We start from the raw sequence: 15,026 nt of genomic DNA, 5'->3' as shown, positions 1-15,026 counted from the left end.
TACGGGCCGCGCGGTTCGTTGCCTAGGGCGCGATGTTCTGGTTCAGATGGAACAGGTTGCCCGGGTCGTACTTGCGCTTCACCTCGACCAGCCGGTCGTAGTTCTGCTTGTAGTTGTCGCGGATCCGCCCCTGGTCGTCGTCGGCCATGAAGTTGATGTAGCCGCCGGCCTCGGAAAGGGGCGAGAGGTCGTCGTAGTACGAGCGAACCCACTCGACGCCGGCCTCGTTCTGCGCCGGGTCCGGCCACATGCCTGCGATCACGGTCGCGAAGTTCGCGTCCCGGTAGGCGAACGCGGTCGCGTCGGGCGTGACCCGATGGCAGGCGCCGTTGATCGGGTAGATGTGCACGGTCGAGTTCACGGCCGGCAGTCCGGGCGCGTGCCGCAGGTGGGCCTGGATCGCCTCGTCGGTGAGCTCGGTGACGAAGTTCGCCTTCCAGTAGTGCTGCAGACCAGGCGGAACCAGCCCGTCGAAGGCACTGTTCAGCGCCGGGTACGGCATCGGTCCGACGTGCTCGGCGACCACCGGCGCGAACTCGCGGTACTTCGAGATCTGTGCCTCGCCCTCATCCGGATCGCCCGCCCAGCACCCGACGATGAAGGTGAACACCTCACCGTGCCGGTCCTCCGGGATGAACGGCAGCGGCGGCGCGATCTGGAACGCCGGGAACCCGCCGAGCTGCTCGGGCGCGTCCTTGATCAGTTCCCGGAACCCCGACAGGACGGCGGTCGCGTCGGACATCTCGAACAGCATTGGACCGCCGTAGATCGTCGACACCGGCGCGAGCCGGAACTCCAGCGCGGTCACGACGCCGAAGTTGCCACCGCCACCACGCAGCGCCCAGAACAGATCCTCGTTGTCCTTCTCACTGGCGATCAGGAACTGCCCGTCCGCGGTCACCACATCGGCCGAGATCAGGTTGTCGCAGGACAGCCCGAGGCCGCGGGCCAGGTACCCGATCCCGCCGCCGAGCGTCAGGCCGCCGACACCGGTGGTCGAGATGATGCCCCCGGTCGTGGCCAGCCCGAAGGCATGCGTGGCCGCGTTGAAGTCGCCCCACGTCGCGCCGCCACCGGCCCGCGCGGTCCGGCTGACCGGGTTGACCCGGACGTTGCGCATCCCGCTCAGGTCGATGGCGACGCCGCCCTCGACCGTGCCGAACCCGGGCACGCTGTGCGCTCCGCCGCGGACCGCCAGATCCAGCTGGTTGGTCCGCGCGTAGTCCACGGCGGCCATCACGTCGCCGGCGTTCTCGCACCGCACCACGACCTGCGGCCGCTTGTCGTGCATCGCGTTGTGGACCCGCCGGGCCTCGTCGTACCCCTCGTCACCTTCGGTGAAGATCTGTCCTCTGGTGCGTTCCCTCAAGTCGTCCATCGTGCTCATGTCCGCTCCCCGAACCGTCGCCTGTCGCAGATCGGCGCACGCGTACGACGCACGCCGCGCAGACCGGTCGTCACCGTCGAGCGTCGCGCGAAACCTCACCCCAGAGAGCGTCCGAACCCCCGACGGGCAGCCGGCCCTCCCCCAGACCTCGCCCGTTCCCAACCCCGACACTCTCGTGCAGCCCCCCGATTCGTCAATGCCTAAATTAGCCGCCCGACGCTCCTTCGACGGACGCACCGTCCGGCTGCGTCACGACGTTGGCGTTGGCGGCCTCGCGGAGGGCGTCGGCTACCGCGGCCACGGGTGGGGTTTGGGTACGGCGTGTCATCAGGAAGACCTCACGGCCGACGGAGCCTTCGGCCGGCGGGCGGACGACCACACCGGGGGCGCCGTGGCGGAGGACCAGGTCTGGGAGAAGGGCACCGGCTCCAGTGGTGCGGACCAGTTCGAGCAGGATGAGGAAGTCGTCGGAGCTGTAGCGGAGGTCAGGTTCGAAGCCGCCGAGCTCGCGGCACACCCGGACCTGCATCTCGCGATGGCCCGTGCCCGGTTGGCAGCAGGCCCACGGGAGGTCGGCCAGCCTCGCGATCGGCACTCGGTCGGCGGCGGCCTCGGGGTGGTCGGCAGGCAGGACGACGCGGATCTGTTCGCGTAGTAAGGGCTCGCGGTGCAGATCGGCGTGCACGGCCCGGGGCTGACCGTCGTACTCGTCGCCGACCACCACGTCGAGCTGCTGCAGGCGTAGGGCCGGTGCGGCCTGCTCGACCTCGGCTTCGGTAGCTTCGACGCGGATGTCGGGGTGAGTGGTGGCGAGCGTTCGGACCGCCGGCGCCACGATGCGCAAGAAGGCGGACTGGAAGGACGCGATCCGGACTACTCCGGCCACTCGGCCTGCGGCGACCGACGCGAGCTCCGCCTCGGCTGCCTCGACGCCCTCGAGCAGTGTCGACGCATGCCGCACCAGGACCTGGCCGGCCGCGGTCAGGCGGACGTTACGCCCGATGCGTTCGAGCAGCGGGGTGCCGGCTTCTCGCTCCAGCACGGACAGCTGCTGCGAGATCGCGCTGGGGGTGTACCCGAGGGATCGCGCGGCGCCGTGGACGGTGCCGCGGTCGTGCACTTCGCGGAGCAGGCGGAGCCGGTGCAGGTCGAGCATCTGTTCAGAATAGCTACACGGTCCTGTCCAGGAAGCCGCGATGGACGTGAACAATCCACTGGCCTGACCATCGATGGCGTGGGCGCCCTCTTCTGTTTGCTTTCCGCCGCCGGGTTCGGGGCGATGGCCGTGTTCGGCAAGTTGTCCTACGACGCTGGTGTGTCGGTGGACGCACTCCTTCTGGTCCGCTTCGGCCTGGCCGGCGGAGTGTTGCTCATCGTCGCGCTGGCACGCGGTGCGTTGCGCAACCTCCCCCGCCGCGCCGTGTTGATCGGACTCGGCATGGGCGTGTTCGGCTACGCGGCGCAAGCCGGTCTGTATTTCTCCGCGCTGGCCAGGATCGACGCTTCGCTCGTCGCACTGATCCTTTACGTCTACCCGGTGCTGGTGATGACAGTGGCCGTCGTACTGGGCCGGGAGCGCGCGTCGCGGCGGCGGGTGTGGGCGCTGGGGATGGCGCTGGCCGGGATCGGACTGGTGCTCGGTGGGGCGATGTCGGGCCGCTTCGATGCGGTCGGTGTGGTGCTGGCGCTGGGGGCGGCGATTGTCTACACGGCGTACATCCTGGTTGGCGACCGGGCGACAGCCGACGTGCCGCCGCTCGCGCTCGCGGCACTGGTCTGTGTCGGGGCTTTCGGCACCTTCTTGGTCAGTGGGTTGATCCGGGGTGCCGTGGGTGACGCCGGGCCGTTTCGGGGTGACTTCGACTTCGCCGCGGTGGGATGGCTGTGGCTAGCGGCGCTGGCCATGGTGAGTACGGTCGCGGCGATCCTGTTGTTCTTCGCCGGCATGGCGCGGGTCGGTCCGTCGGTGGCCTCGATTCTGTCGATCCTCGAGCCCGTCGTGACGGTGGTCGCGGCGGCCGCGGTGTTCGGCGAACACCTCAGCCCGACCCAGTGGTTCGGCGGCGCGCTGGTGTTGTCCGCCGTACTGATCGTGCAATGGCCGAGCCGATCGACTGCGACCGCACTACCGCCTGCTGACGAATACCTGGTCAGGAGTTAAGGCTTACACGCTGGGGCTTTGGCGAGGGCTGTGTTGGCTCGCGCTGCCGCGGTGAGGTTCTGCGGAGCGTGCGTCCAGGCGGCGACCCACATTTCCTGCGCGTGTTCGGCGCCGAAGTCTCCCGCCGCGTGAGCAGCCATCATCGCCAAATGGTTGGCCCAGTCGGCCGCGGCCGCCCGGTCTGCTGCTGCCGCCGCGTCGAGGACCGTCAGTCGTTTCTTACACGCGACTGCCGGGCTGCCCGACAGTTTCGCGCAGCCGCCCGCAGCCTTGGCTTGAGCGGTAAGGGCAGAATTCAGCGCGGAGATATCACCGGGACCGGCGAGTCGGGTCCGCTTCCAGATGGCTTTTGTGGTCGCCTCAGGGTTTTTGCCACTCAGCAAATCCGTCCTGGCTTGGACGTGTTCACGCCAGTGCTCGGCACCCGTCCGGGCAGCGGCCACCACCGCCTCGGTCGTCCGGATCTCCGCCGCACAAGCATCCGCCGCCGAACTCGCGCTGCTTCCGCCCTTCGGCGACGAACCGGCGGTGGGCAAGGACGCCGAACTCGTTGTGGGCAACGAATGGCTCGCGCTGTGTGCCGGATGACTCGCGCTGTGTGTGGGTTGAGCGGCCGGCTGATCCGGCGACCCGAACCGCGCGATCGCCACGCCCGCGGCGACGGTCACCGCGGCGACCACACCCACGGCGAGCAGCACTGGTCGGTGGCGCCGATGAATCGCACGTTTGGCTCGTGACATTTCAAGCCCCCACCTTGAAGAATCGTCCGGAGCGAAATGCTGCCACGCCGATCGGCAATGCGCGAACGATGCACGGTACGCGACAGTAATGCTGCATTCTGTGCGACCTGATGAATTACCCACCGGATGCGGTCGCCTACACCGAGGTCCCGGGCCGGGCGCGAGGTAGCAATCGTTGCGGGAACTTTCGACCGGTTCCGGCCGGTACGACGGCAGACTTGACCCCATGGACCGGCGGATGGCGTGGGCGGGAGTCGTCGCGTTCGTGATGACGGCCGTGGTCGCCTGCAGTACCGACGACGCGGCACCCCCTGCGCCCGCTCCGAGCGCGACCTCCTCGACCCCCACCACGCCATCCGCCGCTTCCACGCCCCCGCCGCCGTCCGCCACCTCCAGGCCGTCCGCCACCTCGACAACCGCCACCTCCACGCCGTCCGCCAGCTCGACAACCGCCGCCCCGACGCCAGCAGCGACGCCGACACCGCCGGCCGCGCCGCACCCGGTGTCCCTGCAGGCGCTGATGACTAAGAAGTACAACGGCGGCAACCTCCGCCTCGGCCGCGTGCTGGCGCGCAACGCCGCCTACACCCGCTACCACGTCACGTACACAAGCGGATTGTTGACAATCTCCGGGATCATGAACGTCCCGACCACCCCTGGACGACATCCAGCACTCGTCCTGAACCACGGTTTCATCGACCCGGCCGTCTACACCAACGGCCGCGGCCTGATGCGGGAGCAGGACTACCTCGCCCGGCGCGGGTACGTCGTACTGCACACGGACTACCGCAATCACGCGCAATCGTCGGACGATCCACGGTCCGAACTCGACCTGCGGCTCGGCTACACCGAGGACGTGATCAACGCGGTCCACGCCCTGCGGACCTCGCAGTACGTCGATCCCGAGCGGATCGGACTGCTCGGCCGGTCGATGGGCGGCGGGATCACGTACAACGTGCTCGTCGCGCAACCCGGTCTGGTGAAGGCCGCGGTCGTGTTCGCGCCGGTCAGCTCAGACGCGGTCGACAACTTCAACCGCTGGATCCGCAACGAGCGCCCGATCGCGACCACCATCCTGCGCACGTACGGCGAACCGTCCCGCAACCCGGCCTTCTGGCGGAACCTCTCCGCGGTCAACTTCTTCGACCGCGTCACCGAGCCGCTGCTGATCCACCACGGCGGATCCGACTCGACCTGCCCGATCGCCTGGTCCCGCGAAACCCTCGCTGCCCTGAAGGCCGCCGGCAAGGACGCGACCATGTACACCTACCCGGGCGAGGAACACGCCTTCGGCCCGGCGTGGCCGACGTCGATGGCCAGATCCGTCACGTTCCTCGAACAGCACGGGGTTTGACCGCGCTGACGGCGTACATCGTCAGTGACAGGTGGAACGCGCCGCGATCGGCCGCCTCCGCGAGACCTTTGGCGAAGGCATCGGCCTCGGCGGGGGTGATGACGCCGGCCTCGGCCGACGACAGCCGCATCATCGAGACAAAGCCCTGGCGCGCGCCTTCCTGCGGCTCGATCGTGGTGCCGGCCGTCTCGCCCGTGATCTCGAGGCCCGCATCGGCGAGCAGACCGCGCAGTTGCCGGCCGGAGAACGGGTTCGCGGACCCGGAGAGGAAGTAGTCGACCATCCGGCGCAGTACGTCGGGATCGGCCGGATGGAGGATCGCCGTCGCCCAGTCCGTGTCGATGAGCACGATCCGCCCACCAGGACGCAGTACGCGCGCCATCTCCCGCACCGCCGCGGCCGGATTGTCGACATGCTGCAGGACCCGCTCGCACCGCAACACGTCCACCGACTCGTCGTCGAACGGCAGCCCCTCCGCGCGCCCGTCGACATACTCGACCGGTGCCCCCGCGGCACGTCGTACCGCTTCGTCCCGGAGCCCTGGACTCGGCTCGACGCCGACCGCGCAACCGTCCGGCCGGACCCGCTCCGCGAACGCGACCACGTCCTCACCGGTCCCCGAGCCGACGTCGACCGCGGTCTCCCCCGCCGCCGGCGCAAGCTCGGCGAGAGCCCAGGTCTTGAGCGTTCGTACGGCGGGCTGCACGGCCATCTCGTCGAGGATGAAGGCCTGCCGCTCGATGTTCTGCTCGGCGACGTGCTTCAGCCTGAAGTTCCCCCGCCGCGCGTCGATTGCGGGCTCGTCCGCCGCCTGTGTCCCGGTCATCTGATCTCCCTCTCACCAGGCCGAGAGTAGCGCCGGACGAGCCCACCCCCGACGGCCGTTTCCCTTCAGGGCAACGGTTGCCAGTCGTCGTCGCTCATCCGCAGGATCACCCACGACACCGCCGCGAACCCGACTGCCTGTAGACCCCAGCCGATCAGATCCAGCGTGTGATTGGGCACGATGATCGCCGCGACGAAGTGGATCGGCTGCGACACCATCACCGCCACCGCGGCCCACCGGCCGACGATGTGCGAGCGCCACATCGCGAGCCCCAGCACGATCGTCCCGAACACGTGCCCGACAACGAAGAGCGCGCCGGCCAGATTCATCGATCCGTGCGTCACGTCGACCGCCTTGGTGATCGACGCGGGGTCCAGGCCCGCCGTTCCCGCCGACCAGGTGAACAGATCACTGGCCGCCGTCCACGGCAACGACAGATACCCCGGTACGACGAGGAACAGCGCGATCGCGGTGATCCAGGGTGCCCCTCGCCGGGTGACCTTTCCGACGAAGTACGCGCCCGGGACGAGCGTGAGGATCCCGATGTAGCCCAGCCAGATCACCAGCGAACTGCGATCCAGATTGTCGACAATCTTATTGACGATCGTCGGCACGTCGTCGACCGTGTCGTACGGCAGGAAGTACCGCAGCAACGCGATCGCGGCCGGCCCGATCGGCAGGATCAGCGCCGCGACCCATCGCGACACCGGTCGTACGTCGGCGTGCGTCGTACGCGTCATCGTCTGCGTCATCGCGCACCTACCAGCTCACGCGACGGCAGGAGCACCGCCACGACGCCGAAGACTGTTGCCGCGACACCGACGCCCGCGGCTGCCACCGCGCCGGCCGGCACGTCCGACACGAAGAACGCGGGGACTGCGAGCAGCGCCGACGCGATCCGCAGCGTGATCAGCGGAGCCAACGCCCAGCGCTTTCCCTGCCAGGCGAAGGCCAGGAGGATCAGGCTGATCAGCCCGACCACCGACCCGCCGACGGCGATCACCATCGGCGGATGCTCTCCATCCGTCATCAGCGGCCCGAACAGGTCCACCACCGACAGCAAGCCGAGCACGACCAGACCAGCCTTGTTCATCCGAGACATCTTGCCTACCCCCTCAGGTTTCGTTGATGGCTCCACCTTCGCGGCTCACCCCGGTACTGCGCCTGGGCGCGGGTTCCCCATGGTTCAGGCAGTTCCCCGGGCGGCGCGGGATCGGATTCCCGAGACGCCGGGACACTTCCGGGAGCACACTGCGGGTATGAACGCAGCCGTCGGCGCACCCTCGAGCCCAGCCGCGGGCCGGCGCGAGAGCTCCCGCCCGGCTCGGCAGATGCTCGCGGGCGGTCTGGGCGCGTTCGCCATCGCCGAGGTGATCGCGGCTCTGGTGTTCGCCGCGGTGATCGGCTGGGGCTGGCAGGACCTGCTGGACGCGTTCGTGGTGACGAACGGGCTGATGGGTCTGACGTTCGGACTGTGCGGACTGGTGATCGCCTGGCACCGGCCGGCGAACCCGATCGGCTGGCTCTTCATCGCCGACGGCATCGGTCACGCCACGACGGCTTTGGGTGGAACCCTCGCCCCGCTGCTGGCCGACGCCGGCGCCCCGACGACCGCCCAACGCGTGATCGGCACCCTCGCGCTGGCAGCCTGGCCGTGGTCGATCGGCCTCTTCCTCCCGCTCGCGCTGTTGTACTTCCCGACCGGTCGCCTGCTCTCCCCACGCTGGCGCTGGGCAGCGATCGGCATCATCGTCACGGCACCGCTGTTCGTGCTCGAGATGGTCGGAAGCGGCGACACGATCTCCCCGGGTCTTCCCCGCGGCTACCTGGCCATCTCGTCGTACGACGAACTCCGGCCGCTGTGGACCGCCACCGAGCTGCGCAACCTGGTCGCGTTCCTGCTGGCCATCACCTGCCTGCTGATCAGATACCGGCGCGCCGACGAAATGGGCCGCCGGCAACTCCTGTGGTTGCTGCTGGCATCCGTCATCGCGGTCCTCTTCGTCACCCCGTGGGCGTTCATCGCCGGTACGCCGATCCTCGTCCTGCTGGCGATTCCGCTGATCCCGGCGTCGGTCGCGGTCGCGATCGTGCGCTACCAACTGCTCGACATCCGGCTGGTCGTGTCGCGAGCTCTGACCTGGGCGCTGCTGTCATTGGTTGCCATCGGCGCCTATGCAGCGCTGGTCGCGCTGCTCGACTCGCTAATCGCGTCCCAGGTCGGGCGGTCGGCCGCGGTCACGGTGTTCGTCGCCCTGATCATCGCGCCGATCCTCCCCCGCCTCCAGCACCTCGTCGACCGAGCCCTGTACGGCGATCGCAACGACCCCGCTCGCGTCGCGTCGCGTGTCGGCGAGCAACTGTCCGCGGGCCTCCCCGGCGTGGTCGCCGCGATCCGCTCCGCCCTCCGCCTCCCGTATGCCGCTCTGATTGTCGACAATAAGATCGTCGCCGAAGCCGGCACACCCCCGGACGCCGACGCACCGCAATCCGCCTCACCGCGGACCGTCGAATCTCGGACCGTCGAATCGCGGACCGTCGAATCGGGGGCCGTCGCGCCGCGGGCCGTGGTGCCGCTCGATCTCAAGTACGGCGGTCAAGTGGTCGGATCGCTCGAGGTCGGACTGCGCTCGGGCGAGTCGAGTCTGTCGTCGGCGGACCGCAATGTGCTCGCGCTGGTCGCCGTACCGCTTGCCGTCGCCGTGCATGCGACCCGGTTGTCCAACGAACTCCAGTCATCGCGCGAGAAGCTCGTCTCGGCCCGGGAAGAGGAACGCCGCCGGATCCGCCGCGACCTCCACGACGGACTCGGCCCGACCCTGACCGGCGTCGCCTTCACCGCCGACGCCGCGGCCAACCTCGTCGCCACGGACGCTGCCCGAGCGCACGAACTCCTCGCCACCCTGCGTGCCGACACCCGCACCGCGATCTCCGACGTACGGCGCCTTGTCGACGATCTGCGCCCACCCGCGCTGGACGAACTCGGGCTGGTCGGAGCGCTGCGGCAGCGGGCGGACCAACTGTCGTTCCGAGCCGACGGCGCGTTCATCCAGGTGGAGGTGTCGGCCGATGGACTGCCTGTGCTGCCTGCGGCCCTCGAGGTCGCTGCTTATCGGATCGCGACCGAGGCGCTGACGAACGTCGTACGTCACTCGCGCGCGACGTCCGCCGTACTAGCGTTGCGCTGTGGTACCGACCTGGAGATCGAAGTGAGCGACGACGGTCCGCCGAACGGGGCTTGGCGTCCCGGTGTCGGCCTGCATGCCATGCGGGAGCGCGCCGCCGAGCTGGGCGGGAAGTTCGAGGCTGGTCCGACACCGCGTGGTGGGGTCGTGCATGCGAGTTTCCCCCTGGAGCACAGATGATTCGCGTCGTGCTGGCCGATGACCATCCGGTGGTCCGGGCGGGTCTTGCGGCGCTGCTGACGTCGCTGGACGGCATCGAGGTGGTCGGGGTCGCGTCGACCGGGCGCGAGGCCGTTCGTGAGGTGATCACGACGCGACCGGATGTCGCCGTACTCGATCTGCAGATGCCTGACCTCGACGGATTCGCTGCGACGCGTGAGTTGGCGCGGTCGGCGCCGGATGTCGCCGTACTCGTGCTGACGATGTTCGAGGACGATGATTCGGTGTTCGCCGCGATGCGGGCCGGCGCTCGCGGCTACCTGGTCAAGGGCGCCGAGCAGGAGGACATCGCCCGGGCGATCCAGGCGGTCGCCGCCGGCGAGGCGATCTTCGGGCCGGGCGTCGCGCGGCGCATGCTCGGCTTCTTCTCCGCACCGCCTCCCGCGGCCGAGCCGTTCCCGGAACTCACCTCGCGCGAACGCCAGATCCTGGACCTGCTCGCCGCCGGTCTGTCCAACTCCGCCATCGCCGACCGCCTCGACCTCGCCTCGAAGACAGTCGCCAACAACGTCTCCGCCATCTTCACCAAACTAGGCATCGCCGACCGCTCCGCCGCCATCGTCCAGGCCCGCAACGCCGGCCTCGGTATAGATGGCGAATCGCGTTGAGGAAGCGGGTACCGATGGTTTCGAGGTGGGTGAGCAGGGCGGGCGGGCCGTCGACGTGGAAGTCGAGGCCGAGCAGCCTCCGCCTGGAGCGGGGGTCCTGCCAGGTTTGCGGTAAGAAATTGGCGCTCATTGACGATTTCTTACCGCAAAGCGGCCGTCGGCGGCGGTCGTCGCGGAGCGAGACGGTGCGCGAGGCTCAGCGGATCGCGTTGAGGTAGCGGGTGCCGAGGCTTTCGAGGTGGTCGAGCAGAGCGGGCGGGCCGTCGACGTGGAAGTCGAGGCCGAGCATGCCGATGTAGACGGCGATGATCTCGAGCGAATCGGCGCCGGTGACGAGGACGCTCGTACTGTCGTCGACCGACTCGACGATCCCGACCGCGGCGTGGATCCGGGACAGCACCTCCTGGGCCGGCGCGAACACCGTGATCCGGGCGTGCACCTGCCATCCGGTCGTCGCGACGTCCCGCAGCACGAAGTCGGTGTAGTCGTCGGCCGGCATCGGGCGGGGCTGATAGCGCCGGCCTGTTGCCATCCGCAACGACATCCAGTCGACCCGGTACGTCCGCCAGTCGCCGGTCTCGTCCCGCGCGACGAGGTACCAGTACCGCTGCCAGCTCACCAAGCGGTACGGCTCGACCAGGATCGGCAGATCGGAGCTCCGGCCCGATCCGGCGCCACGCATCAGTGCACCGGTAGGGATCGAGTAGTCGAACCGCACGTAGTGCTCGTCGCGGATACAGGCCGCGATCGCGGTCAGCGTGGCCGGGTCGATCTCGGGATCCTCGACGTTCGAGCCGGTGTTGTCCGGCCCCTTCGACATCGCCCGGTGGATCGCGTTCACCTGGCGCCGGAGCCGATGTGGCAGGACCTGCTCGAGCTTCGTCAACGCCCGCGCACTGCTGTCAGCCATCCCGGCGACGCCGGCGCCCGTACGCAATCCGACCGCGACCGCCACGGCCTCCTCGTCGTCCAGCAGCAGCGGCGGGAGTTTCGCGCCGACGCCGAGCTGGTAGTGGCCCGCCGGGCCGCGGGTCGCGTCGACCGGGTAGCCCAACTCGCGGAGCCGGTCGATGTCGTTGCGAACCGTCCGCGTCGTCACCTCCAGCCGCTCGGCCAGTTCGGTGCCGGTCCAGGCCGGGCGCGACTGCAGCAGCGCCAGCAGAGACAGCAGCCGCGACGAAGTCTCCAGCAAATCCGTCTCCTAAGTAGGAAAGTAATGTTCCTATACGGATTCTACGGTAAAGCCATGAACACGAACGAGAGCATCCGGCCCTTCACCGTCGACATCGCCCAGGCCGACCTGGACGATCTGCTCGCCCGCCTCGCGCGGACGCGGCTGCCCGTGCCCGTTCCCGGCGACGACTGGGAGTACGGCACTCCGAACCACTACCTCCGCGAGATGGTCGACCACTGGCAGAACGGGTTCGACTGGCGGGCCCAGGAAGCGCGGATGAACGAGTTCCCGCACTACCTGACCGAGATCGACGGCCAGACCGTCCACTTCATCCACGTCCCGTCGAAGGTCGAGGGCGCGACGCCGCTGCTGCTGGTCCACACCTACCCGGGTTCGTTCGTCGACTTCCTCGACATGATCGGCCCGCTGACCGACCCCTCGTCGTACGGCGGATCAGACGCCGACGCCTTCTCGGTCGTCGTCCCGTCGATCCCGGGCTTCGGGTTCAGTACGCCGCTCGTCGACCGCGGCTGGACGATGGCCCGGGTCGCCCGGACCTTCGACACCCTGATGCGTCGCCTCGGGTACGACTCGTACGGCTCGCACGGCTCCGACGGGGGCGCCATGGTCTCGCGGGAGCTCGGCCTGCTCAATCCTCCTGGTTTCCTTGGTCTGCACGTGTTGCAGCTGTTCTCGTTCCCGTCGGGCGACCCGGCCGAGTTCGAGAAGTTCACGCCGGAGGACTACGCGGCGCTGGAGCACCTGAAGTGGTTCCAGTCGGTCGGTGGGTACAACGCGATCAACTCCACCCGGCCGCAGACCGTTGCCGTCGGCATCTCCGACTCACCGGTCGGGCAACTGGCCTGGAACGAACTCTTCAACAGCTTCGGCAACGGGACCAGCCTGGTCACCCGGGACCAGATCCTCACCGAGGTCTCGCTGTACTGGTTCACCAACACCTCGGCCGCCGCCGGCCGCTACCACTACGAAGAGGCGCACGCCGGCACCGAGCCGCAGCTCAACAACGCGCCGACCGGTGTCGCGGTCTTCGCCGACGACTTCAAGACGATCCGTCCGCTGGCCGAACGCGACAACACCAACATCGTCCACTGGTCGAACTTCAAGGACGGTGGTCACTACGCCGCTCTCGAACGCCCCGACGACCTCACCGCCGACCTGAGGACCTTCTTCCGCAACCTCTAAGCCCACCGCGGCGCAGGGAGCCCGGAGTGCTTGCGCACCCCGGGCTCCTTTGGGCTCCACCCTTCTGGAGGGACGTCCGGGCAGAGCTTCCTTCTCCGGGCAGACCTCAGGCGCTGTGGTGTTGCCGCCACCAGGTCCGCTGCAGCCGAGCGCCGTACTGGCATCGACAGGCGCCTTGACCACAACGGACGGCTCGCTGAGCGAGGTGTTCCCGAATCCTGCACCGACCCACAGGCCGGCACCCCAACGAAGACCTCATCACGTTCCCCCCTCGGAGATCCTCATCCCTGGCCCGCCCCTCGAACCAGGCAGTCTCCTCACGGCACGGTCGCGTGACTTCCCCCCACGCGACACCATGCGTCGCCCGCCCCCCGGCGCGCTCCGCACCAGCTCCCCGCCAGCCACGTCGCCAGAATCCCGCTATCGACGCTACGCCCGCGCCGCCGACCGGACAACGTCTGGGTTCCTACTTCCCCTGATGGCGGTTCAAGAACGCCTCGAGCACCTCCGCCCGCTCATCGAACGTCGGTCGCTCCATCTCGATCGAATCGTCTCCCAGCGTCACAACGATCTTCCCCGGACTCTTCCGCCGCTCAATCCAATCCCGCAGTACGGCGACCAACGTCGGCACCACCCCACCCGCCCCCACCAACGCCACCGCAATCGCGAGAGACCCATCATCCTGAGCCAACCCACCCGGCCGCTCCACCACATCCTGCGTAGGCAACCCCTCCTCAGCCAGTTCCCTCCGCAACTGCCGAACGGCCTTCAAACACCGCTTCTCATCCAGTTCCGGCTCAGGGACGACCCGAACCTCAACCCAGTGCCCTTCACCCATCTGCCACTCCCATCAGTTGCCCAAGGCCCCCTGTGGATAACTCCGCTCGTGGGCGGCACGCAAGCCCTATTCTCCTGAAGAAGCCCACCCGAGCGGAAGGACAATCCGTGGACTCCGACGAAACCCCGTACCTCCTCCCCGACGGAGAACGCGTCTGGGTCATCAAGACACCCACCGCCGCCGAACTCCTCCCCCACATGCTCGAACGCTTCCGCTTCGGCCACCTCGACCCCCTGATCTTCGGAGACGCCGGCGAACCGGAAGGCGTCGTCGTCCCCTTCGAACTCTGGCGAGCCCTCGACACCCGAGTCTTCGACGAAGAAGGCTTCGACACCACCTACGCCATAGTGCGCGCCCGCCTAGCCGACCCCCGCCCCTCAATTCCCTTGGAACAGGTCGCCGCCGAGTTCGGCTGGAACCTCGACGAACCAATAGACGACTCCGACCTCCCGAAGGAGCCAACCCTTGTGGATAACTCCAGTCCCGACCAGCGCCCGACTCCTATCCTGAACACGACCGGTCATCCACGGAAGGACAGCCATGGACCCCGACGAAACGCCGTACCTCCTCCCCGACGGGGAACGCGTCTGGGTGGTGTCCACCTCGGAGGCGTCGAAGAACCTGCCCAACGTCCTTAACCTCTTCCGGTCCGGCCAAACCGAGCCCCTGATCTTCGGCGACGCCGGCCAGCCTGAAGGCGTAGTCGTTTCCTGGGAGATCTGGCGTCGGCTCGACGCCATCGCCGCGGACGAAGACGGCTTCGACCACGCGTACGAGCTTGCCCGCCAACGACTCGCCGATCCGCAGCCGTCGATCCCGCTCGAGGAAGCCGCTGCGCAGATCGGCTGGGATCTCGACGAAGAGATCGACGACTCCGACTTCAAGCCGCGGTGACGCAGTACCGCCTCGTGCTCCTGCCGGAGGTCATGCAACGACTCGCGGCCCTGAGTCACGCTGCCAAGACACAAGGACCTGGCGGCCTGCGGACGCGAGAGTTCCACGCGCTGCAGGCTGGTCTTCGTGCCCTCGCCGATGGTCGGGAAGAGGAGTTCGACGGCAAGCGCCTGAGCTATCGCCGGCACGACCTCAGCGACTGTGCGGAGATCAAGCTCGCAGTCGTTCCCGAGACCCGCCACAACATCGAGCTCGGCCCATCCCATCGACTCATTTACCGCGAATTCGAGCCAGAGGACGGCGGGCCGCCGTACCGACAAGTGGTCGTCTTCGCACACCGCGGTGGCGACCGCCCTTTTGAGGAGGCTGCGGCCCGCCTAGGCCGCCGGGCCGGCGCACGACTTCGCGGAGTCCGAGCCGCCACCACCCCTCAAACG

The 15,026-nt window shown here is 68.4% G+C and carries 15 protein-coding genes; 7 read left to right on the top strand and 8 right to left on the bottom strand.

The genetic code is table 11. The features are described 5' to 3' along the window. Nucleotides 1-22: 22 nt before the first annotated feature. Nucleotides 23-1,387 carry an FAD-binding oxidoreductase gene (locus tag ACXC9Q_RS27455; RefSeq protein WP_457059509.1) on the bottom strand — a complete coding sequence of 455 codons (1,365 nt, stop codon included), beginning with the start codon at nt 1,385-1,387 and terminating at the stop codon, nt 23-25. A 205-nt stretch (nt 1,388-1,592) separates the two neighbouring features. Then, complete coding sequence (locus ACXC9Q_RS27450) at nt 1,593-2,543, bottom strand: LysR family transcriptional regulator (RefSeq protein ID WP_457059508.1); 951 nt, start codon at nt 2,541-2,543, stop codon at nt 1,593-1,595. A gap of 78 nt (nt 2,544-2,621) precedes the next feature. On the opposite strand from ACXC9Q_RS27450, the gene ACXC9Q_RS27445 reads away from it, so the two are divergent. Continuing rightward, a complete protein-coding gene (locus ACXC9Q_RS27445; RefSeq protein ID WP_457059507.1) occupies nt 2,622-3,548 on the top strand; it encodes a DMT family transporter in 927 nt (308 codons plus the stop codon). On the opposite strand, the gene ACXC9Q_RS27440 is transcribed toward ACXC9Q_RS27445, so the two are convergent. Continuing rightward, a complete protein-coding gene (locus ACXC9Q_RS27440) occupies nt 3,545-4,825 on the bottom strand; it encodes a hypothetical protein (protein ID WP_457059506.1) in 1,281 nt (426 codons plus the stop codon). The genes ACXC9Q_RS27445 and ACXC9Q_RS27440 overlap by 4 nt on opposite strands. Here ACXC9Q_RS27440 and ACXC9Q_RS27435 point away from each other — a divergent pair. Further along, nucleotides 4,809-5,642, top strand: coding sequence for an alpha/beta hydrolase family protein (locus ACXC9Q_RS27435; RefSeq protein WP_457059505.1), 834 nt, complete (start codon nt 4,809-4,811; stop codon nt 5,640-5,642). The genes ACXC9Q_RS27440 and ACXC9Q_RS27435 overlap by 17 nt on opposite strands. Here ACXC9Q_RS27435 and ACXC9Q_RS27430 read toward each other — a convergent pair. From ACXC9Q_RS27430 to ACXC9Q_RS27420, 3 genes are all read right to left on the bottom strand, one after another. Next, on the bottom strand, nt 5,614-6,468 hold the full coding sequence (locus ACXC9Q_RS27430; RefSeq protein WP_457059504.1) for a methyltransferase domain-containing protein: 855 nt from the start codon (nt 6,466-6,468) through the stop codon (nt 5,614-5,616). The two genes, ACXC9Q_RS27435 and ACXC9Q_RS27430, sit on opposite strands and share 29 nt — an antisense overlap. 65 nt (nt 6,469-6,533) lie before the next feature. Further along, a complete protein-coding gene (locus tag ACXC9Q_RS27425) occupies nt 6,534-7,220 on the bottom strand; it encodes a hypothetical protein (RefSeq protein ID WP_457059503.1) in 687 nt (228 codons plus the stop codon). Beyond that, nucleotides 7,217-7,561, bottom strand: coding sequence for a hypothetical protein (locus ACXC9Q_RS27420; RefSeq protein ID WP_457059502.1), 345 nt, complete (start codon nt 7,559-7,561; stop codon nt 7,217-7,219). Before ACXC9Q_RS27420 ends, ACXC9Q_RS27425 begins: the two co-directional genes overlap by 4 nt. Nucleotides 7,562-7,727: 166 nt before the next feature. On the opposite strand from ACXC9Q_RS27420, the gene ACXC9Q_RS27415 reads away from it, so the two are divergent. Together ACXC9Q_RS27415 and ACXC9Q_RS27410 are read left to right on the top strand one after the other, a co-directional pair. Next, nucleotides 7,728-9,833 (top strand): histidine kinase, encoded by a 2,106-nt coding sequence (locus ACXC9Q_RS27415; RefSeq protein ID WP_457059501.1) that lies wholly within the window; start codon nt 7,728-7,730, stop codon nt 9,831-9,833. Next, nucleotides 9,830-10,480, top strand: a complete 651-nt coding sequence (locus ACXC9Q_RS27410) for a response regulator (RefSeq protein WP_457059500.1) — start codon at nt 9,830-9,832, stop codon at nt 10,478-10,480. The genes ACXC9Q_RS27415 and ACXC9Q_RS27410 overlap by 4 nt, the downstream gene beginning before the upstream one ends. A gap of 196 nt (nt 10,481-10,676) precedes the next feature. Here the strand turns inward: ACXC9Q_RS27410 and ACXC9Q_RS27405 are convergent, their stop codons facing one another. Beyond that, nucleotides 10,677-11,672 carry a helix-turn-helix transcriptional regulator gene (locus ACXC9Q_RS27405; RefSeq protein ID WP_329479246.1) on the bottom strand — a complete coding sequence of 332 codons (996 nt, stop codon included), beginning with the start codon at nt 11,670-11,672 and terminating at the stop codon, nt 10,677-10,679. A 54-nt stretch (nt 11,673-11,726) separates the two neighbouring features. Between ACXC9Q_RS27405 and ACXC9Q_RS27400 the strand changes: the two genes are divergently transcribed. Next, complete coding sequence (locus ACXC9Q_RS27400) at nt 11,727-12,857, top strand: epoxide hydrolase family protein (RefSeq protein WP_457059499.1); 1,131 nt, start codon at nt 11,727-11,729, stop codon at nt 12,855-12,857. A gap of 466 nt (nt 12,858-13,323) precedes the next feature. Here the strand turns inward: ACXC9Q_RS27400 and ACXC9Q_RS27395 are convergent, their stop codons facing one another. After that, nucleotides 13,324-13,695 carry an effector-associated constant component EACC1 gene (locus ACXC9Q_RS27395; RefSeq protein WP_457059498.1) on the bottom strand — a complete coding sequence of 124 codons (372 nt, stop codon included), beginning with the start codon at nt 13,693-13,695 and terminating at the stop codon, nt 13,324-13,326. Nucleotides 13,696-13,802: 107 nt separating this feature from the next. Between ACXC9Q_RS27395 and ACXC9Q_RS27390 the strand changes: the two genes are divergently transcribed. Continuing rightward, nucleotides 13,803-14,333, top strand: coding sequence for a hypothetical protein (locus ACXC9Q_RS27390; RefSeq protein ID WP_457059497.1), 531 nt, complete (start codon nt 13,803-13,805; stop codon nt 14,331-14,333). After that, entirely contained in the window at nt 14,290-14,589 is a 300-nt protein-coding gene (locus tag ACXC9Q_RS27385; RefSeq protein WP_457059496.1) for a hypothetical protein, read from the top strand. Before ACXC9Q_RS27390 ends, ACXC9Q_RS27385 begins: the two co-directional genes overlap by 44 nt. Nucleotides 14,590-15,026: the final 437 nt, after the last annotated feature.

Source organism: Kribbella sp. CWNU-51 (assembly GCF_054073265.1).
Note: the sequence above shows the minus strand (reverse complement) of the source record. Positions and strands in the feature narration are given on the sequence as shown.

What these genes read in the sequence shown, in the direction of transcription:
- ACXC9Q_RS27455 (WP_457059509.1), bottom strand. Translation starts at nt 1,387, where the DNA reads ATGAGCACGATGGACGACTTGAGGGAACGCACCAGAGGACAGATCTTC.
- ACXC9Q_RS27450 (WP_457059508.1), bottom strand. Translation starts at nt 2,543, where the DNA reads ATGCTCGACCTGCACCGGCTCCGCCTGCTCCGCGAAGTGCACGACCGC.
- ACXC9Q_RS27435 (WP_457059505.1), top strand. Translation starts at nt 4,809, where the DNA reads ATGACTAAGAAGTACAACGGCGGCAACCTCCGCCTCGGCCGCGTGCTG.
- ACXC9Q_RS27430 (WP_457059504.1), bottom strand. Translation starts at nt 6,468, where the DNA reads ATGACCGGGACACAGGCGGCGGACGAGCCCGCAATCGACGCGCGGCGG.
- ACXC9Q_RS27425 (WP_457059503.1), bottom strand. Translation starts at nt 7,220, where the DNA reads ATGACGCAGACGATGACGCGTACGACGCACGCCGACGTACGACCGGTG.
- ACXC9Q_RS27420 (WP_457059502.1), bottom strand. Translation starts at nt 7,561, where the DNA reads ATGAACAAGGCTGGTCTGGTCGTGCTCGGCTTGCTGTCGGTGGTGGAC.
- ACXC9Q_RS27415 (WP_457059501.1), top strand. Translation starts at nt 7,728, where the DNA reads ATGAACGCAGCCGTCGGCGCACCCTCGAGCCCAGCCGCGGGCCGGCGC.
- ACXC9Q_RS27410 (WP_457059500.1), top strand. Translation starts at nt 9,830, where the DNA reads ATGATTCGCGTCGTGCTGGCCGATGACCATCCGGTGGTCCGGGCGGGT.
- ACXC9Q_RS27400 (WP_457059499.1), top strand. Translation starts at nt 11,727, where the DNA reads ATGAACACGAACGAGAGCATCCGGCCCTTCACCGTCGACATCGCCCAG.
- ACXC9Q_RS27395 (WP_457059498.1), bottom strand. Translation starts at nt 13,695, where the DNA reads ATGGGTGAAGGGCACTGGGTTGAGGTTCGGGTCGTCCCTGAGCCGGAA.